Source organism: Lysobacter daejeonensis GH1-9, from assembly GCF_000768355.1.
GTDB lineage: Bacteria > Pseudomonadota > Gammaproteobacteria > Xanthomonadales > Xanthomonadaceae > Aerolutibacter > Aerolutibacter daejeonensis.
Window position 1 is genome coordinate 134,513 of sequence record NZ_AVPU01000002.1, and the last position, 19,989, is coordinate 154,501.

The 19,989-nt window shown below is 69.1% G+C and carries 15 protein-coding genes; 10 read left to right on the top strand and 5 right to left on the bottom strand.

Features of this window, described 5'->3' with window-relative positions; genetic code table 11:
- Entirely contained in the window at positions 1-1,281 is a 1,281-nt protein-coding gene (locus N800_RS01740; protein ID WP_036134298.1) for a metal-dependent hydrolase family protein, read from the bottom strand.
- Positions 1,282-1,462: 181 nt separating this feature from the next.
- On the opposite strand from N800_RS01740, the gene leuS reads away from it, so the two are divergent.
- From leuS to N800_RS01775, 7 genes are all read left to right on the top strand, one after another.
- Complete coding sequence (leuS, locus tag N800_RS01745) at positions 1,463-4,243, top strand: leucine--tRNA ligase (RefSeq protein ID WP_052107821.1); 2,781 nt, start codon at positions 1,463-1,465, stop codon at positions 4,241-4,243.
- A gap of 89 nt (positions 4,244-4,332) precedes the next feature.
- Positions 4,333-5,016: an LPS-assembly lipoprotein LptE gene (locus N800_RS01750; protein WP_036134105.1), complete on the top strand. Its 684-nt coding sequence runs from the start codon at positions 4,333-4,335 to the stop codon at positions 5,014-5,016.
- 1 nt (position 5,017) lies between these two features.
- Positions 5,018-6,058, top strand: coding sequence for a DNA polymerase III subunit delta (gene holA, locus N800_RS01755; RefSeq protein ID WP_036134107.1), 1,041 nt, complete (start codon positions 5,018-5,020; stop codon positions 6,056-6,058).
- 6 nt (positions 6,059-6,064) lie between these two features.
- On the top strand, positions 6,065-6,751 hold the full coding sequence (gene nadD, locus N800_RS01760) for a nicotinate-nucleotide adenylyltransferase (RefSeq protein ID WP_052107804.1): 687 nt from the start codon (positions 6,065-6,067) through the stop codon (positions 6,749-6,751).
- A 55-nt stretch (positions 6,752-6,806) separates the two neighbouring features.
- Entirely contained in the window at positions 6,807-7,235 is a 429-nt protein-coding gene (rsfS, locus tag N800_RS01765; RefSeq protein WP_036134108.1) for a ribosome silencing factor, read from the top strand.
- A 195-nt stretch (positions 7,236-7,430) separates the two neighbouring features.
- Complete coding sequence (gene rlmH / locus N800_RS01770) at positions 7,431-7,901, top strand: 23S rRNA (pseudouridine(1915)-N(3))-methyltransferase RlmH (protein ID WP_036134110.1); 471 nt, start codon at positions 7,431-7,433, stop codon at positions 7,899-7,901.
- Positions 7,902-8,074: 173 nt separating this feature from the next.
- A complete protein-coding gene (locus N800_RS01775; protein ID WP_052107822.1) occupies positions 8,075-10,177 on the top strand; it encodes a TonB-dependent copper receptor in 2,103 nt (700 codons plus the stop codon).
- Positions 10,178-10,188: 11 nt separating this feature from the next.
- Here N800_RS01775 and N800_RS01780 read toward each other — a convergent pair whose 3' ends face one another.
- The 4 genes from N800_RS01780 to N800_RS01795 form a co-directional block, all read right to left on the bottom strand.
- Positions 10,189-10,740 (bottom strand): response regulator transcription factor, encoded by a 552-nt coding sequence (locus N800_RS01780; protein WP_036134112.1) that lies wholly within the window; start codon positions 10,738-10,740, stop codon positions 10,189-10,191.
- The gene (locus tag N800_RS01785; RefSeq protein ID WP_036134114.1) at positions 10,737-11,969 is read right to left on the bottom strand and encodes an ATP-binding protein; all 1,233 of its coding nucleotides are present in this window, start codon (positions 11,967-11,969) and stop codon (positions 10,737-10,739) included. The genes N800_RS01780 and N800_RS01785 overlap by 4 nt, the downstream gene beginning before the upstream one ends.
- Before the next feature lie 127 nt (positions 11,970-12,096).
- Positions 12,097-12,792: an energy transducer TonB gene (locus N800_RS01790; RefSeq protein WP_052107805.1), complete on the bottom strand. Its 696-nt coding sequence runs from the start codon at positions 12,790-12,792 to the stop codon at positions 12,097-12,099.
- A gap of 222 nt (positions 12,793-13,014) precedes the next feature.
- Positions 13,015-13,764 carry an SIMPL domain-containing protein gene (locus tag N800_RS01795; RefSeq protein ID WP_036134310.1) on the bottom strand — a complete coding sequence of 250 codons (750 nt, stop codon included), beginning with the start codon at positions 13,762-13,764 and terminating at the stop codon, positions 13,015-13,017.
- A gap of 204 nt (positions 13,765-13,968) precedes the next feature.
- Here N800_RS01795 and N800_RS01800 point away from each other — a divergent pair, with 204 nt between their 5' ends.
- From N800_RS01800 to N800_RS01810, 3 genes are read left to right on the top strand one after another with little or no spacing between them, the layout of a single operon-like run.
- Complete coding sequence (locus N800_RS01800; RefSeq protein WP_052107806.1) at positions 13,969-14,574, top strand: Maf family protein; 606 nt, start codon at positions 13,969-13,971, stop codon at positions 14,572-14,574.
- Positions 14,575-14,583: 9 nt separating this feature from the next.
- Positions 14,584-16,071, top strand: a complete 1,488-nt coding sequence (gene rng / locus N800_RS01805) for a ribonuclease G (RefSeq protein ID WP_036134116.1) — start codon at positions 14,584-14,586, stop codon at positions 16,069-16,071.
- 18 nt (positions 16,072-16,089) lie between these two features.
- Positions 16,090-19,977: a YhdP family protein gene (locus tag N800_RS01810; RefSeq protein ID WP_036134118.1), complete on the top strand. Its 3,888-nt coding sequence runs from the start codon at positions 16,090-16,092 to the stop codon at positions 19,975-19,977.
- The last annotated feature ends 12 nt before the right edge of the window (positions 19,978-19,989 follow it).

Consider the following 19,989-nt stretch of genomic DNA (forward strand, 5'->3'; position numbering starts at 1 on the left):
TCAGGGCTGGCGGTAGACCGTGCCGTCCTTCATCACGAAATCGACCTTCAGCACCGCGCCGATATCCTGCAGCGGATTGCCCGGGACCGCCACGATGTCGGCCCGCTTGCCGGCCTCGATCACGCCCTGGTCGTCGACGCCCAGCACTTCGGCCGCGCGGATGGTGGCCGCCTGCAATGCCACGGCCGCCGGTATGCCGGCTTCCACCATGTAGAGGAACTCGCGCGCGTTGTCGCCGTGCGGGCCGACGCCCATGTCGGTGCCGAAGGCGATCTTCACGCCGGATTTGTAGGCCTTCTCCGCGGTCTGCTGGATCAGTGCGCCGATGCGCGCGGCCTTGGGGCGAACCACTTCCGGGAAGTAGCCGTCCATCTTTGCTTTCTCGGCCACGAAACGGCCGGCGTAGATCGTGGGGATGTACCACGTGCCCTTCTGCTTCATCAGCGACATGACCTCGTCGGTCATGTAGGTGCCGTGTTCGATGCTGGTCACGCCACCGAGCACCGCGCGCTTCATGCCTTCGGTGCCGTGGGCGTGGGCCGCCACGCGGTATCCGTAGTCCTTGGCGGTGTCGACGATGGCCTTGACCTCCTCCACGGTGAACTGCGGTGCGTCACCCGACTTGGCGTATGACAGCACGCCACCGGTGGCAGTGATCTTGATGACGTCGCTGCCTTCCTTGTAGCGCTGGCGCACCGCCTGGCGGGCGTCGTCGATGGAGTTGATGACGCCCTCGGTGGGGCCCGGCGGGCCGATCAGGTGGGCCAGCACGCTGTTGACGCCGTTGGTCGGGTCGGCGTGGCCACCGGTAGTGGCGATGGACTTGCCGGCCGCCCAGATGCGCGGGCCATCGACCAGGCCCTGGTTGATCGCGTCGCGCAGGTGCGGTGCCACTTCGCCGCCGAGGTCGCGCACGCTGGTGAAGCCGGCCATCAGGGTCTTCTTCGCGTAGTCCACCGAGCGGAAGGCGAAGTCCACGTCGTCAAGGCGGAAGCCTTCCGAATAACTCTGCGGGCTGGACTGGCTGGCCATGTGCACGTGCAGGTCGGTCCAGCCGGGTGTGCAGGTGTGGCCAGACAGGTCGATGGCGCGGGCGTCGGCCACGCTGGAGCCGCTGGGCAACACCTCGGCCACCTTGCCGTCCCGCACGACGATGGTGCGTGCGCCCACCAGCTTGCCGCTGCGCGCGTCGAACACGTCGCCGCACTGGAGGGCGGTGGTGGCGGCCGCGGCGGGCAGCGCGGTCATCATCAGTACGAGAGCGGGCAGGCAGTAGCGCATGGCGAAGATTCCCCCGGGAAGTATTCGCCGACTGTAGCCCGGGTCCGGCGCGTCGCCTCTAGGCCATTGGTTGGGGATGGCCGTGCCGGGAGTCTGGCGCCCCCCTCCTGGGCCGCCGCGATGGTCACCCATGGTGCGCTGCGGTACCCTGTCCGGTCCCCATACCGTCCAGCACGCCGCCGTGTCCACCGAAGCCGCCCAGACCGATTCCAACGCCACCGACCCGCGGGCCTACGACCCGCTGACCGTCGAGGGCGCCGCCCAGCGCTACTGGAACGGGGTGAAGGCCTTCGAGGTGGACGAGGCCTCGGACAAGCCCAAGTACTACTGCCTGTCGATGCTGCCGTACCCGTCGGGTGCGCTGCACATGGGCCACGTGCGCAACTACACCATCGGCGACGTCATCAGCCGCTACCAGCGCATGACCGGCCACAACGTGCTGCAGCCCATGGGCTGGGACGCATTCGGCCTGCCGGCGGAAAACGCCGCGATCAAGAACAACACCGCGCCGGCCAAGTGGACCTACGCCAACATCGCGCACATGAAGGCGCAGCTGCAGCAGATGGGGTACGCGATCGACTGGTCGCGCGAGTTCGCCACCTGCATGCCGGACTACTACGTGCACGAGCAGCGCATGTTCGTGCGCCTGATGAAGCAGGGCCTGGCCTACCGCAAGAACTCGGTGGTGAACTGGGACCCGGTGGACCAGACCGTGCTGGCCAACGAGCAGGTGATCGACGGCCGCGGCTGGCGCACCGGCGCGCTGGTCGAGAAGCGCGAGATCCCGCAGTGGTTCCTCAAGATCACCGATTACGCGCAGGAGCTGCTGGACGGCCTGGACACGCTGCCGGGCTGGCCGGATGCGGTCAAGACGATGCAGCGCAACTGGATCGGCCGCAGCGAAGGCCTGGAGATCCGCTTCGACGTGGTCGATGGTGCCGGCAATGCGGTCGAGCCGCTGACCGTGTTCACCACGCGCCCCGACACGCTGATGGGCGTGACCTTCGTGTCCATCGCCGCCGAGCACCCGCTGGCGCTGCACGCCGCGCAGACCGATGCCGACCTGGCCGCCTTCATCGCCGAGTTGCGCCAGGGCGGCGTATCCGAGGCCGAGCTGGAAACGCAGATCAAGCGCGGCCGCGACACGGGCCTGCGTGCAATCCATCCGATCACCGGCGAGCAGGTGCCGGTGTTCGTGGCCAACTTCGTGCTGATGAATTACGGCACCGGTGCGGTGATGGCGGTGCCGGGACATGACGAGCGCGACTGGGAGTTCGCCCAGGCCTACCACCTGCCGATCAAGATGGTGATCGTCTCCACCGCGGTGCGCGATGCGCTGGCCGAATTGGGCCAGCACGCCGGCCGCCACGTCGACGCGATGTCGAACGCGTTGTCCGGCGGCTCCAGCGACGTGTACGACAACAACGCCGCGGTGCAGGTCATCGAGGAGTTCCAGCGCGCCATTGCCGAGCAGGGCGCGTACACCGAGCGCGGCTGGCTGGTGAACTCAGGCGAGTTGGACGGCATGGACTTCCAGCAGGCACTCGAGGCCCTCGCTGCACGTTTCGAAGCCGAAGGCCGTGGCCAGCGCCGCGTCAACTACCGCCTGCGTGACTGGGGCGTCAGCCGCCAGCGCTACTGGGGTTGCCCGATCCCGGTGATCCTGTGCCCGAGCTGTGGTGACGTGCCGGTGCCGGAAGACCGGTTGCCGGTGGTGCTGCCGGAAGACGTGGCCTTCAGTGGCGTCACCTCGCCGATCAAGGCCGATCCGGAGTGGCGCAAGACCACCTGCCCGAGCTGCGGTGGCGCGGCCGAGCGCGAGACCGACACCTTCGACACCTTCATGGAGTCGAGCTGGTACTACGCGCGCTACACCTCGCCGGGTGCCGCGCAGCAGGTTGACGAGCGTGCCAAGTACTGGACGCCGGTGGACCAGTACATCGGCGGCATCGAGCACGCGATCCTCCACCTGCTGTACTTCCGCTTCTACCACAAGCTCATGCGCGACCAGGGCCTGGTCAGCAGCGACGAGCCGGCGGTGAACCTGCTCACCCAGGGCATGGTGATCGCCGAGACGTTCTACCGCGAACAGCCCAACGGGTCGAAGGACTGGTTCAACCCGGCCGACGTGGACGTGGTGCGCGACGAGCGCGGCCGCATCACCGGGGCCACGCTGCGCGCCGACGGACAGCCGGTGGTGATCGGCGGCACGGAGAAGATGTCGAAGTCGAAGAACAACGGCGTCGACCCGCAGCTGATGGTGGGCAAGTTCGGCGCCGACACCGTGCGCCTGTTCTCGATGTTCGCCGCGCCGCCGGAACAGTCGCTGGAGTGGAACGAGGCGGGCGTGGAAGGCATGGCGCGCTTCCTGCGCCGCTTCTGGCGCGAAGTGCTCACCCACGTGTCGCAGCCCGACCATCCGGACGTGGCCACGCTGCTGCAGGCCGGCGCCACGCTGACCCCGGCGCAGAAGACGCTGCGCCGCCAGTTGCACGAAACGATTCAAAAGGTGGGCGACGACTACGGCCGCCGCCACAGCTTCAACACCGCCATCGCCGCGCTGATGGAACTGCTCAACCACGTCGGCAAGTTCGACGACATGAGCGATGCCGGCCGTGCCGTGCGCCACGAGGCGCTGGAGGCGATGGTTCTGCTGCTCAACCCGGTCACCCCGCACGTGTGCCACGCGTTGTGGCAGGCGCTGGGCCATCCGGAAACGGTGCTGGAGGATGTACCGTTCCCGGCCGCCGACCCGTCCGCGATGGTGCGAGATGCGGTCACGCTGGCGGTGCAGGTCAACGGTAAGCTGCGCGGCACGATCGAGGTGCCGGTCAACGTCAGCAAGGAAGACGCCGAACGCCTGGCGCTGGCCGAGCCGAACGTGGCCCAGTACCTTGATGGACTGGCGGTGCGCAAGGTGATCGTGGTGCCGGGCAAGATCGTGAACATCGTGGCCGGGTGACGGCCGCCGAGCAGGGAATGGTTAGTCCGCCGGGAAATTGTTCAGGTGGCAACCTTGATGCAGAACGCCGCCTCGTCCAGACTTCCAGCATGATCCGACGCCCGTTGCGCTCCCTTGCGCCCGTTGTCCTCGTGCTGGCCTGCGGGCTGGTGCTGTCCGCCTGTGGCTTCCAGTTGCGCAATGCCCTGACCCTGCCACCCGACCTTGGTCCGGTGAAGGTGGTGTCGGTGGATCGCTACAGCCCCCTGGCCGAGTCGCTGGCCACCTCGCTGACGCGCGCCGGTGCGGTGCCCGCCACCGACGAGGCTGCCCCCTCGGCGGTGCTGGACCTGCTGTCCGAGCGCTGGGGCGACCTGCCCATCGCGCTGGATGCCTTCGGCCGCTCGCAGGAGTACAGCCTGCGCTACGCCGTGATCTTTGAGCTGCGCCGCGCCGATGGCACCGTGCTGGTGCCGCAGCAGGCGATCGAGCTGTCGCGTGACTACATCTCCGCGCCGACCAACGCCATCGGCACCGAAGGCGAGCGCGAGGTGCTGGTGCGCGAGCTGCGCCGCGAGATGGCGGCGGCCGTGCTGCGTCGCATCGACGCGGTGGCGCGGCGCCAGGAAGGGAGCTCGGCCGCGAGCGCGCTGACCCCGCAGGAAACGGACGCGGCGAAGGCCGCGATGGACGCGGTCGGCGACGTTCCCCCGGTCGAGGACGCGCCAGTGGAAGACGCGCCTGCGGAAGGCGCGCCCGTGCCGCAGCCGACGCCTGCCGAAGACAAACCCTGAGATGGAGCTGAAGCCCGAACAGCTGGCCTCCCAGCTCGAGTCCGGGCCGCTCAAGCCTGCCTACCTGATCGCCGGCCCCGAGACGCTGCGCGTGCTGGAGGCGGCCGACGCGCTGCGCGTGGCCGCGCGTGCGCAAGGCTTCACCGAGCGCGAGGTCTACGAGCAGGAAGGCAATCGCGAACCCGATTGGGCAGCCATGGAGGCCAGCTTCAGCGCCCCGAGCCTGTTCGCGTCGCGCCGCCTGATCGAGTTGCGCCTGCCCACTACCAAGCCGGGCAAGGAAGGCGGCCGGCTGATCGAGGAATTCTGCGCGGCGCCACCGGCCGACGTGACCCTGCTGGTGACCGGCGGCGAGTGGAGCAAGCAGCACGGTGGCAAGTGGAGCGAAGCCATCGGCCGCATCGGTACCGTGGCGATTGCGTGGCAGGTGAAGCCGCACGAGTTGTCAGGCTGGATCGACCAGCGCTTGCGCTCGCGTGGCGTGCGCGCCGACCGTGACGCGGTGCAGGTGCTGGTTGAGCGCATCGACGGCAACCTGCTGGCCGCTGCGCAGGAAGTGGACAAGTTGGCGCTGCTGGTCGACGGCACGCCGCTGGACGCCGCGCGCATGCAGGACCTGGTGGCCGACGCGGCGCGTTTCGACGTGTTCCGCGTGCTGGATGCGGCGCTCAACGGGCAGCCGGCACAGGTGTCGCGCATGCTGGCGGGGATGCGCGCCGAAGGCGAGGCCGTGCCCGCCGTATTGGGCATGGTGGTGAGGGAGTTGCAGTTGCTGGCCAAGCTGGCCCGCGCGCAGACCCGTGGCGGCAACGCCCTGATGGGCGAGTTCAAGGCGCTGCGGGTATGGGACTCCAAGCAGCCCGCCTACAAGCGCGCCCTGCAGCGCCATGCGGAAGGCCACTGGGACCGCTTCCTTGCGGCGGTGGGCCGCGTGGATCGCATGGCCAAGGGCCGCGAGGCCGGCGACGCGTGGGTGGCACTGGAGCGCGTGCTGCTGGCCGTGGCCGAGCCACGTGCGGCGCGTTTGCTGCTGGCCGGGTAACGACCGATGGACGACCTGCTGGTCCTCTACGGCGGCACCTTCGACCCGATCCACAACGGCCACCTGGCCATCGCGCGACTGGTACGCGACACCGTGCAGGCCGACGTGCACCTGATGCCTTCGGCGGACCCGCCGCATCGCACACGGCCCGGGGCCAGTGCCGCGCAGCGCGCGCGCATGCTGGACCTGGCGGTCGCCGGGGAGGGTGGCCTGCACGTGGATCGCCGCGAGTTGCAGCGCGAAAGCCGGTCTTATACGTTCGAAACGCTGACGGCCTTGCGCGATGGCGAGGGCGTGCGTGGCCCCGTCGCCCTGGTGATCGGGGCCGACAGTTTCCTGGGACTGCCCACGTGGCATGAATGGCAGGCCCTGTTCAGCCTCTGTCACTTCATCGTCGCCGAACGCCCGGGGCATGATCTGGAGCTGCCGTGGCCCGCGCCGCTGGTGCCTGTCGTCGAAGGCCGGTTGACCAACGATCCCCAGTCGCTGCGTGAGACGCCCGCTGGCCGGGTGCTGCGCCTGCGCCATCCGCTGCGGCAGGAGTCGGCCACGGCAATCCGCGCGGCCATCGCCCGGGGCGACGACACTTGGTGGGGCTGGGTGCCGCCGGCGGTGGCCACCTATATCCAGCGTAACGCCCTGTACCGGGATGACGACGGCGTGGACCGGGTTGGCGCCCCGGCTTCGTTATAATTTGTCGAACGCGGACAACCGCGTCCCCTTCTAAAGAACCGAGAGTCCCCCGCCCTTGTCCAGCCAAGCCCAAGTCATCAAGACCCGCCTGCCGAGCCCGCCACCCTCCGTGGACGTCCTGCTCCAGACGGTTCGTGATGCCGTCGAGAACCTCAAAGCCAAGGACGTGGTCGAGATCGACGTGCGCGGCAAGAGCACCGTCACCGACCATCTGGTGATCGCCTCCGGCACCTCCACCCGCCACGTGAAGTCCATCGCCGACGAAGTGGTGAAGTTCGCCAAGAAGCTCGACGTCATGCCGCTGGGCGTGGAAGGCGAGCGTGAGGCCGAGTGGGTGCTGGTCGACCTGGGCGACGTGGTGGTCCACGTGATGCTGCCGCGCGTGCGCGAGTTCTACGCACTGGAGCGGCTGTGGACGGTCGGCGACCAGCGTCCCGAGGGCGATGAGGCCATCGGCGAGACGGGCGCGGAAGATCGCCTGTAACCGGCTGCATCAGGCCATCGCATGAAACCGCATCGGCGGCGCCTTAATGGCGCCGCCGATGTTTTTTGCGCGGCTTCCCGCCGCGGCGGGTCAGGCCCTGCAGGCGGGCGCCGACGCTGGGGCCCGCGGTTAACCGTTGTATGACCGTGGCGCGTCTCCGCGACGAACCGTGACCGCGGTCGGTAACATTCACGCATGAAAGCGAAGCTGATCGCTGTGGGTGAACGCGCGCCACGCTGGGTGGCCGAGGGTTTCGGCGAGTACCAGAAGCGCTTGTCGCACTGGCTGCCGCTGGATCTGGTGGAAGTGGAGCCTGGCCTGCGCGGCAAGGGCCGTGATGCCGTGCGTGCGATGCAGGAGGAGGGCGCGCGCGTCGTCGCGGCACTGCCCAAGGGCGCCTGCGTGGTCGCCCTCGATGGACGCGGCCGCACATGGTCATCGGAGGACCTGGCGCAGCGGCTGGAATTCTGGCGAGGGCAGGGCCGGGACCTGGCCTTCCTGATCGGTGGGCCGGAAGGCCATGCGCCGGATGTACTGGCCCGCGCCGATGAGAAGTGGTCGTTGGGGCCGTTGACCCTGCCGCACATGCTGGTGCGGCTGGTGGCCGCCGAGCAGCTCTACCGCGCCGCCGCACTGCTCGCCAACCACCCTTATCACCGGGCCTGACGCCTTGACGGAGGGGCGATAACGATCGCCTGCGACACTGTGTCGCATCCCTGTTCAGCAAGCGGCGTGATGAAGTCTGCCCAGGATTTCCAAGGGTAACCCGCATGCGCTTCCACCCCCTTTCCATGGCCCTGATCGGGCTGTTGTGCGCTGACCCCGCGTGGGCCGAATCGATGGCTGGGGCGCAAGGCGTCAGTGGCGACGAGATCGGGCCTGCGCTGACGTCGCTCCCGCTGGCGGATGAGGCCGAGGCTTCCGCGGCTCTGGTTACCTCGGCTTCGCGGGGCGCCTCCGCAGGGCCGGTTGCCCCGGCGGCCGTCACCCTGCCCACTGTCGTGGTGACCTCGCTTGCCCCGACCGCGCCGCTGACCGTGGCCACCGACCCGCGCTTGCCGCGGCAGCCGGTACCGGCCAGCGACGGCGCCGACTACCTCAAGACCATTCCCGGCTTCACCACACTGCGCAATGGCGGTACCAACGGTGATCCGGTGCTGCGCGGCATGTTCGGCTCGCGGCTCAACCTGGTCGCCAACGAGGGCGCGATGCACGGCGCCTGTCCTTCGCGCATGGACAACCCGATGTCCTACGTCGCGCCGGAGACCTATGACCGGCTGACCGTGGTGAAGGGCCCGCAGACGGTACTGTGGGGGCCGGGCGCATCCGCGGGCACGGTGCGGTTCGAGCGCGATCCCGAGTACTTCGAGGCCCCCGGCGCCCGGCTGCACGCCAGTGCGCTGGCTGGCAGCCACGCCCGCAACGACCAGGTACTCGACGTGGCCGCCGGCACGCCGCTGGGATACGGGCGGGTGTCGGCCAACCGTTCGGAATCCGGCGATTACGTCGACGGCGACGGCCGCCGCGTGCACTCCGGCTGGAACAAGTGGAACGCCGACGCCGCCGTGGGCTGGACGCCCGATGCCGAAACCGCGCTGGAACTCAACGCCGGCATCGGTGACGGCGAGGCGGCCTATGCAGGCCGCAGCATGGACGGCAGCCGGTTCCGCCGCGACAGCTTCGGCCTGCGTTTCGTGCGCGGCGGCTTCGATGGAGTGCTGGAACGCGTGCAGGCCAACGTCTACGACAACCGCGTGGACCACGTGATGGACAACTACACGCTGCGCGACCCCGATCCGATGGGGTCCATGCCGATGCCCATGGCCTCCAACGTGGGGCGCCAGGCGCAAGGTGCGCGGGTGGCACTGGCGTGGGCGTGGACCGGCGTCGAACTGGAGGCGGGTGTTGACCACCAACGCAACCAGCATCGGCGCCGCAATGCGCCAGGCGTGGGGATGTACCTCGCCCTGCCATGGGTGGAAGACGCCCGTTTCCGCAGCAGTGGCGTGTTCGCCGAGGCCACGGTGTCGTTCGATGACCGGCGTCGCGTCGTGGCCGGCGCGCGCATCGACAGCGCCGATGCGAAGGACCAGCGGCTGACCACCGGAGGCATGCGCCCGCAGCCCAATCCGACCGCGGGCGTGACCCGTGAGGAGACCCTGCAGGCCGCCTTCGCCCGCTATGAGCACGAGGCGGAGCGGGTGCCGTTGGCGTGGTATGCCGGCCTCGGCCGGACCGAGCGCATGCCCGACTACTGGGAGCTGTTCTCGCCGACGCAGGGGCCGGTGGGCACGCCGAACGCCTTCGCAGGCGTCGACGTGGAAACTACCACCCAGTTGGACCTGGGCCTGCACTACAAGCGCCAGCGCTTCGAAGCTTGGGCGTCGGCCTACGTGGGCCGCATCGACGATTACGTCCTGTTCCGCTACGGCACCGGGACGATGGCGGGCATGAGTCGCGCGCTCAACGTGGATGCCAACATCCGCGGAGGCGAAGGCGGCATCGGTCTGCGGCCAGCCAAGGGCTGGAGGCTGGACGGCTCGTTGGCCTACGCCTGGGGCGAACAGCGCGGGAGCGGGCGTGCGTTGCCGCAGATGCCACCGCTGGAAGCGCGGGTTTCGCTCGCATACGAGGGCATGGCATGGTCGGCGGGGGCGTTGCTGCGTGGGGTGGCCGCGCAGACCCGCACCAGCCTGGACGAGGGCAACGTGGTGGGGCGCGACCTGGGGGCCAGCAGCGGCTTCGGCGTGTTCTCGGTGAACGGTGCCTATCGCATCGACCGCAACTTGCGCCTCGGCGCCGGCGTGGACAACCTGTTCGACCGCGCCTACGCGGAGCATCTCAACCTTGCCGGCAACAGCTCCTTCGGCTATCCGGCCGACCCGGTGCGGATCGGCGAGCCCGGGCGCACGCTGTGGGTCAAGCTCAGTGTCGAGTACTGATGCGCGCGCGCCTAATCCTCGCGCGGCGTGCGTTCGGGGCCGGGGCGCTTGGCCAGCTTGCGCTGCAGCGAGCGGCGGTGCATCCCAAGCAGGCGCGCGGTGGCCGACACGTTGCCGCCGGTGTCGTTGAGTGCCTGCTGGATGTGCTCCCACTCAAGACGGTGCAACGGGGTCATCGTTTCCGGCGTCGGATTGTCTTCGGGCGGCGATTCGGCCGGCGCGAGCGCGAGCGCACGCAGGATCGACTCCAGCGTGGCGGGCTTGGGCAGGTAATCGTCGGCCCCTCGCTTGATGGCTTCCACGGCGGTGGCGACGCTGGCGTAGCCGGTCAGCAGCAGGATGCGCATGTCCGGGTGCAGCGCGCGCAAGGGCTCGATCAGGGCCATGCCCGATTCGTGCGCGAGTTTCAGGTCCAGCACTGCGAAATCCGGTGGAGCAGCGCGCGCCAGCGCGAGCGCCGATTCGATGTCCAGTGCGGTCTCGGCCTCGATCCCGCGCCGCGCGAGTGAGCGTTGCAGCGTGCGCAGGTACAGCGCGTCGTCGTCGACCAGCAGGCCCTTCATGCGGCGTCTCCGTTGCTGGAGTCCAGTGGCACGCGGAAGCGCACGCAGCTGCCTTGGGCACCGGTGGATTCCACCCACAGGTCTCCGCCGAGTCGTTCGATGGTGGCGTGGGACAGGGCCAGCCCAACCCCCATGCCGTGGGCCTTGCCGCTGCGGAACAGCTCGGGCAGGAACGGGCGCGTGGGGTCGAAGCCCGCGCCATGGTCGCGCACGCCGCCGTGCAGCTGGCAGCCTTCAACCCGTAGCGAAAGGTCGACGCGTGCGTTGCCCACGGCGAGGCCGGCATCGGCGGCATTGTTGAGCAGCGCCAGCAGCAGGTGGCCGACACCGGGGTCGACGCGCATCCCGGCGGGTGTCGCATCACTACGGTGCAGTGCCACCTCGGGGCGCACCAGTTGCCAGCGGGCGATGGCCTGTTCCAGGTCGAGGAGATCATCGTGCGCATGGTCGGCGGGACGGGCCAGCTCACGCACGCGCTCGCGGCAGACGTCCACCAGTTGGCGGATCGTCGCCACATCCTCGCGGGTATCGGCAGGCAGGGGGCTGTCGAGCAGGTCGTCCGCGAGCAACGTCAGCGTGCCCAGGGGCGTGTTGAGCTCGTGCGCCACGGATGCGGCATGGGTGGCCAACGCGACGATGCCTTCATTGCGCACGAAGCGTTCGCGCAGATCGGCAAGTTCGCGTTCGCGTTGGCGCAGCAGGCTCACCAGGCGCGTTGAGAAATACAGCACCACGCCGACCATCACCAGGAAGTTCACCGCCATGCCCCACAGGTGCAGGTTGAAGCCGGCGGTGGCGCCCCCGTGCACGTGGGGCAGGTCGCGCCCGAACATGGCGACGGCGGCGTAGGCCAGCACGCCCGCGGCGGCGGTGGCGACCACCCAGCGCCGGGACAATGCGAGCGTCGACAACGCCAGTGGCAGCACCAGCAGCGAGGCGAAGGGGTTGGCCAGGCCGCCACTCCAGGCCACCAGCCAGGCCAAGGCCGCGATGTCGACCAGCAGGTGCGCGAACGCCTCCAGGCTGGAGGCCGAACGGGCCTGGCGCGTGCGCAGGGTCGCGAGCAGGTTGAAGACGGCGAGGGCCGCAATGCCGCCGTACAGGGGCATTGCGGCCAGCGGCACGCCCAGCGGTCCCGTCACTGCGGCCACGGTGAGGGCCTGGCCCGCGACCGCGACCCAGCGCAGCAGGCACAACGTGCGCAGGAAGGGCAGCGTGGATTCGCTCATGGGCGCCATGCTACCGGTGCGTTGCCCGGGGCGGCATGCGTTGTATGAATTGGCGGCGACGACAAGTCGTGAGGTGGCGCGAGGCGAGGAACGCGGCGGGCGGCCGGAGCCGCCCGCCATGCATGACTCAACGGTCCAGCCGGAACTCTACCGGCACGCGGCCAATCGCCTGCACCGGCACTCCCGCCTGCACCGCGGGTTTGAACATCCAGCGGGCCAACACCTGCCGCCGCGCCGCAAGGTCCAGTACCCGGTGGCCGCTGCTGGTCACCACTTCGGCCTGCAGCGGGCGGCCGTCGACGCCGACCAGCACTTCCAGCACCACGATCCCTGTCAGGCCATTGCGCAGCGCCTCGCGGGGATAGCCAGGCGGCGGCGCACTGGCGTACTGCAGCACCGTGCCGGTCAGCACCTCGTCCTGTCCGCCGATTTCGCCGTCGCCGCCCGGGCTCAGGTTGTCGGTGGTGCCGGTCTCGGCCTGCGGCGGTACGTTGGCATCGCCTTCCATCGGCCGCGATTGTGTCGGCGGCGGGTCGACGGGTGTCGGTCGTGCGGCCGGGGTGGGGCGCACCTGGGCCTGGACAGGTCTGACCGGCACCTGGATCGGTGGAGGCGTCGTCCGTTCCCGCGGAATCCAGACGACGTCCGGCATCCGGATCAGTTGCGGGCGCAGTTCCGGTATCGCCACGGGCGCGAGCATCAACAGCAGGATGGCGGCATTGGCGGCGATCGCGCCGGCACCGGCCGTGATGCGCGTGCCATCGAGCCGATGGCGCGGGGCTGCGTGGGCCGCTACAGCGTGGGAAGCATTCGCGTACACCATGGTCCACCTCCTGGTTGGTCTGCACAGAACACAACGCCTGGACGCCGCGGGCGGGGTTACGCCATGCATGGCGCCCTGCATTCGACGCTGCTCGCGCGGACCTGAACGGATGATGGCTGGCGGAAGAGCGGCGGCCGTGAGGTGATGGACGGCATTCGCGGGGGCACAAAACGCGACAGGCCCGCACGAAGCGGGCCTGTCGTTGCGCAAAACGCGGCGAACTCAGCGGCCGAGTTCGAACACCACGTCGAGGTTGACCGAAAGCGTGGTCTCGCCCGGTTCGACCTGGGTGTCGGCGGCCTTTTCGGCGCGAGCCATGGCCATCATCGGGATCGGACCCGGCCGGCCCATGCCGCCGCCCTCGCTGATGCTGACGATGCGGCGAACGCGCATGCCCAGCGTCTTGGCGTACATCTCCGCGCGCTGCTGTGCCTTCTTGATGGCGTTGCGGCGCGCTTCGTCGTAGGCCGACTCCTTGTCGTCCACGTCGAAGTTGGGGCCGTAGACCTGGTTGGCGCCGGTCGCCACCAGGGCATCCAGCAGCTTGCCCAGCTTGCTGATGTCGCGCGCGGTGATGGTCACGGTGTTGGTGGCCTGGTAGCCGGTGATCACCGGCGGCTTGTCGGGCGTGTAGTGGTACTGCGGCCCGAGGCTGATGCCGCTGGTCTGGATGTCGCGCTCGGCCACGCCGGCGGCCTTGATCGCGGCGATGACCTTGGCCATCTGCTCGGCGTTGGCGCGCATGGCGCTGTTGGCGTCGGCGGCCTGGGTCACCACGCCGGTCGACACCGTGGCGATGTCCGGTACGCGCTTGGCCTCGGCCTGCGCGGACACCGACAGCAGGGTGCCATCGGTGGTCATCATGTGCGGCGCATTCTGCGCGGAGGCGGTCATGGTTGCGGTGGCTCCCAGGGCAAGGGCCGCGGCCAGCGCCAGGGGGCGCAGGGTCGACCGGAAGGGGGTTCGGATCATGTTCAACTCCATTTGTGGATGTGGGGAGGGTCTTGCGCAAGCGGTTAACGGCCCGTGAGCCGTTCCGGGGTTGCCGACCGGGGGCGACGTTAAGCCAAGGTTGCCATTGGATGACGTGACCTGACACCGGTATTGGAACGCCCGTCGCCCATCGGTTCAGTTGGCGAAGGGCTGGGAACACGATGGGCAGGCTATCCTTGCAGCATGCTCCATCTTGCCTCCCAATCCCCCCGTCGCCGCGAACTGCTGGGCCGCCTCGGCCTGGACTTCGGCGTGCTCGACCTCGACATCCCCGAGCAGCGCCAGCCTGGCGAACCGGCCGAAGACTACGTGCGCCGCGTGGCCCGCGAGAAAGCGGGAGCCGGCCTGCTGAAGGTCGTGGGCACCCCGGGGGCCGTGGTGCTGGGCGCCGACACCGAGGTCGTGTTGGACGACGAGGTCTTCGGCAAGCCGCGCGACGCGGACGATGCCGCCGCCATGCTGCGCCGCCTGTCCGGGCGCACCCACCAGGTTATTTCGGTGGTGTCGCTGGTGAGCGCGGGGCGCGAGGCGCAGGCCACATCCGTGTCGGAAGTGACGTTCGCGCCACTGGCCGAGGCATACATCGCCGCCTACGTGGCCACCGGCGAGCCGTTCGGCAAGGCCGGCGCCTATGCCATCCAGGGCGGGGGCGAGGCCTTCATCAGCCACCTGTCCGGCAGCTATTCCGGGGTGATGGGGCTGCCCCTGCACGATACCGCGCGCCTGCTGCGCGAGTTCGGCATCGATTGCCCGCGCATGCCGGCGGTGCCGGCCGCGGCCCAGGCCTGAGGCGCGGGCATGTCCGAAGAGATCCTGGTCAACGTCACCCCGCGCGAGACCCGCGTCGCCGTCGTCGAGAACGGCATGCTGCAGGAACTGCACATCGAACGCGGCTGGTCGCGCGGCGTGGTGGGCAACATCTACAAGGGCAAGGTGCAGCGGGTCATGCCCGGCATGCAGGCTGCCTTCGTCGATATCGGGCTGGAGCGTGCCGCGTTCCTGCACGCCGGCGACATCGTCAAACCGGCGCAGATTGCCGCCGAGACCGGCGATGAGGCCCCGCTGCCCCCCACCCCGAACCGCCCGATCACCGAGCTGTTGCGCGAAGGCCAGGAGATCGTGGTGCAGGTGGTCAAGGACCCCATCGGCACCAAGGGCGCGCGGCTGACCACCCAGCTCAGCATTCCCTCGCGCTACCTGGTGCTGTTGCCGCGTACCCGCGTGGTGGGCGTGTCGGCGCGCATCGAGGACGAGGCCGAGCGCATGCGGCTGAAGTCGCATGTCACCGCCATGGCGCCAGCGGATGCGATGCACGGCTACATCGTGCGCACCAATGCCGAGGGCCAGCCCGAGGAGGCCATCGCCGAGGACATCGCGTACCTCAACCGCGCATGGGCGCTGATCGAGGAGAAGTCGACGTCATCGCGTTTGGGCGAGCGCGTGTACGAGGATCTCAGCCTGCCGCTGCGCGCGGTGCGCGACCTGATGCGCCGCGACGTGGAAAAGGTGAAGGTGGACTCGCGCGAGACCTGCGAGCGCCTGCGCAGTTTCGCTGCCGCCTACATGCCCGGGCTGGCGGAAAAGATCGAGCATTACACCGGTGAGCGTCCGATTTTCGACCTGTATGGCGTCGAGGATGAGATCCAGCGCGCGCTGGACAAGCAGGTGCCACTCAAATCCGGCGGCTACCTGGTGATCGACCAGACCGAGGCGATGACCACGGTGGACATCAACACCGGCTCGTTCCTTGGCCAGCGGAACCTCGAGGAGACGGTGTACCGCACCAACCTGGAGGCAGCGCAGTCGGTGGCGCGCCAGCTGCGCCTGCGCAACCTGGGCGGCATCATCATCATCGACTTCATCGACATGACCGATGCCGAGCACAAGCGCCAGGTGCTGCGCCAGCTGGAGAAGGCGCTGGCCCGCGACCACGCCAAGACCACGGTCTACGACTTCTCGCCGTTGGGCCTTGTTGAGATGACGCGCAAGCGCACCACCGAGAGCCTGCAGCGCCAGCTCAGCGAACCGTGCCACGAGTGCGGCGGCCGCGGCACGCTGAAGACGCCGGAAACGGTGACCTACGAGATCTTCCGCGACATCGTGCGCCAGGTGCGCCAGTTCGATGCCCAAAGACTGCTCGTCATTGCCTCGCCCAAGGTGGTGGCCCGCATCACCGACGAGGAGTCTGCGGCGGTGGCCGAGCTGGAAGAATTCCTCGGCAAGTCGATCCGGTTCCAGGCCGACGAGCAATACGCGCAGGAGCAGTTCGATGTCGTGCTGCTCTGACGTCCGCAGGGCCGGCTGATGCCCACGCCGTTGCGCCGCCGCCTGCGCCTGGCCCGCCGGGGCCTTGGCTACACCGTCGCGATCGCGCTGGTGCTGGTGGCGTTGTTGCTGTCCGTCGCCAGCCAGGTGCTGCCGATGGCCGAGCGCAATCCTGACCGCGTGGCCGAGTGGCTCAGCGAACGCGCCGGGCGGCCGATCCGCTTCGACAAAGTGGAAACCGCGTGGACCCGCCGCGGTCCGCTGCTCAAGCTGGACAACCTGCGGGTGGGCGAGGGTGCGCAGTCGTTCCTGGTGGGCGATACCGAGATGCTGGTGTCGCTGTATGCCGGCATGTTGCCGGGACGTGCGTTCTCCGAGCTGCGGTTGCGCGGCATCGACCTGACGCTGGAACGCTCGGCGGATGGTCGTTGGCAGGTGCGTGGCCTGCCGGGCCAGCAGCAGACGGGTGGCGATCCGTTTGCGGCATTGGAAGGTCTGGGCGAGTTGCAGGTGATCGGCGGCAAGCTGGCGGTGATCGCCCCGGCGTATGGCATCGACGCGCGCATTCCGCGCATCAACCTGCGCTTGCAGGTCAACGGTGAACGCGTACGCGTGGGTGCGCGCATCTGGCCCAGGTTGGGCGCGACGCCACTCCACGGCATGCTCGATTTCAACCGCAAGCGCGGCGATGGTCGTGTGTATGCGGGCGCGCGCGAGGCCGACCTGGCGGCTTGGTCATCGTTGTTGCGAGTGTCCGGCGTTGAGGCTGAGGCAGGCCATGGGCGTGCCGAAGCCTGGGGCGAACTGCGCGGACATCGCATCGTGCTGGTGACTGCCGATGCACAACTGGAGGACGTGCGCCTGCGTGGCGCGGCGCTGGACGGCGAGGGCGGTGCGCGCACTAGGTCGAACGTGGTCTTCGACGCACTGCAGGCGAAGGCGCGCTGGCGCTTGGTGCGTGGCGGCTGGCGAGTGGATGCGCCGACATTGCGCATCGGCTCGGGGGATTCCCAGCAGACGCTGGACGGACTATTGCTGGCAGGCGGTCAGCAATACGCCATCGTGGCTGATCGCCTGGACGCCGCCCCGTTGCTGCAGGCGCTGGCGCTGAGCGATCGCGTGTCGCCGGGCCTGCGGCGCTGGTTGTTGGCATCCAAGCCGCGAGCGGCGTTGCAGCGCATCGAGATCGCGGGCCGACGCGGCGGCCCCGTGCACGCGCGTGCACGGATCGATTCGGTGGGCTTCGATCCCGTGGGCAACACGCCGGGGTTGGACGGGTTGGCGGGTGCGTTCAACGGCGATGCTGACGGCTTCGACGTGCAGCTGGATCCGGGTACGGCGTTGCGCTTCAACTGGCCCGCGGGCTTTGGCGTGGTGCATGACGTCAAGCTCGATGGCCGCATTGGCGGTTGGCGCGAGGGCAAGGGCTGGCGCATCGGCACGCCGGCGTTGCGCGTGGACGGCAAAGGCTATGCCGCCACCGCGCGCGGTGGCCTGTGGTGGCAGGGTGATGGCACGCGGCCGTGGATCGACATCGCCGCCGATATCGAGGAAGCCACGCTGCCGGCGGCCAAGGGGTTCTGGGTCCACTACCTGATGCCCAAGCCTGTGGTGGAGTGGCTGGACATGGCGCTGGTCTCGGGCCAGTTGAGCAACGGGCGCGCCGTGGTCTCCGGCGACCTGGACGAGTGGCCCTTCGACCGCCAGAACGGCCGCTTCGAAGCCAATGCGCACATCACCAATGGCGTGCTGAAGTTCCAGCCTGACTGGCCTGCGGCCGAGGGCGTGGAGGCCGATGCGAGCTTCATCGGCAACGGGTTCACCGTGGATGGTGTCGGCCGCGTCGGCGAGGTCGCCATACAGCGCCTGCACGCCGGCATCGACAGCTACCACGACGGCCAGTTGGAAGTGAGTGCCAATGGCGCGGGCGACGCCGGGCGGATGCTGGAAGTGCTGCGCGTTAGCCCGCTGCAGAAACTGGACCCGGATACCTTCGCCAAGATCTCAGCGAGTGGTCCTGCCGAGTTGGATTTCAAGCTGGTGCTGCCGCTGGGCCATGCGCGTGAGACAAGCGTTGAGGGCGCGGTCCGGTTGAAGGGCGCGCGCCTCGCGGATTCGCGCTGGAACCTGGCATTCGATCAGGTCAACGGTGCGGCGCGGTACTCACTGAAGGGCTTCGAGGCGGAGCGGTTGGCGGTGCGCCACGAGGGTCTGCCGGGACACCTGTCGTTGCGCGTGGGCGAGGGCTACGTGCTGGACCGCGCCAACGTGTTCGAGGCTGCACTGGATGCCACGCTGGCGGCCAGCGCGCTGTTGGACCAGGCGCCTGACCTGGGGTGGCTGAAACCGTACATGCACGGGCGTTCGCCCTGGACCATCGGCGTGGCGGTCCAACCCGCGCGAAATGGCCGGTCCGCGGCCACGCACCTGCAATTGGCCTCGCAGCTGCAAGGCACGGCGATCACCTTGCCCGAGCCGCTGCGCAAACCGGCGGGCGAAACGCTGGCCACCACCATCGAAGCGCCGTTGCCGTTGGGAACCGGCGAAGTGCGCGTGGTGATGGGGACAAAGGCGGCGTTGCGCGCGCGCGCACAGAACGGACGCACCGGCGTGCGGGTGCAGCTTGGCGGCGGCTTGCCCGACGCCGAGCCACCTGCCAACGGACTGGTGGTGGGTGGTCGTACCGACCGACTGGATGCCATCGACTGGGTGGCCATCGCCCGTGGCGGTACCGACAGTGGCGGTGGTTTCCCGCTGCAGCGCATCGACGTGACGGCGGCACGCCTGCAATTGCTGGGCGGTGTGTTCCCGGACACGCATGTCGTCGTCGCGCCCGCAGCCGATGGCGCCATTGCGGTACGCGCCGAGGGACGCTCATTGCAGGGCGCGCTGCTGGTACCGTCCAGCAGCAGCGCGACGATTGCGGGCCATTTCGAGCACGCACATTGGCGCGCGGCGGAAGTGATCTCCACGCCGTCGTCGCCAGCGGCCGTAACCAGCGCATCGGCATCCGCCAGCGCGGCTGCGTCCGGTGCGCCGAGCGCGGCGACCGGCGGCAGCGATCCGATCAACCCCGCCAACATTCCGCCTCTGGTATTCGACATCGACGACCTGCGCGTGGCCGAGGCCAGGCTGGGCCAGGCCGCCGTGCGCACCCGCCCCACCGGGCGTGGCATGCGTTTCGAGCAGGTGCAGGCGCATGCGGCCGGCCAGCGCATCGACCTCAAGGGTGAATGGTCCGGGATGGGCGCCGCCGAGCGCACGCAGATGGACATCCGCATCGCCAGCGACAACGTAGGCGCATTGCTGGACGGCTTCGGCATGCGCGGGCAGTTGTCCGGCGGCAAAGGCAGCGCGCATTTCGACGCACTCTGGCCCGGCAGCCCCGCCGGCTTCGCACTGTCGAGCCTGGAGGGCCAGCTGACCCTCGACGTGCGCGGTGGCCAGCTGCTGGAGGTCGAGCCCGGCGCCGGCCGCGTGCTGGGTCTGCTCAGTCTTGCGCAGTTGCCGCGACGCTTGACGCTCGATTTCCGTGATTTCTTCTCCAAGGGGTTCGCGTTCGATCGTGCCGGTGGCACCGTCCAGTTCGCCAATGGCATCGCGCGCAGTGGTGACCTGGGTATCGATGGCCCGGCGGCGAGCATTGCAATCCGCGGCACCACCAATCTGCGTGCGCAGACCTTCAACCAGACCATCGAAGTGCACCCCAAGGCCGGCAATCTGTTGACCGCCGTGGGGGCCATTGCAGGCGGGCCCGTGGGCGCGGCGATCGGCGCGGCCGCCAATGCGGTGCTGCAGAAACCGCTGGGCGAAATGACCGCCAAGACTTATCGCGTGACGGGCCCCTGGAAGGAACCCAAGGTGGACGTGATCCGCGAGCAGGCCGGCAAGCCCGCCGAAGAGGCTGCCACGACCGGCGGCGGCTGAGCGGGCACCGGT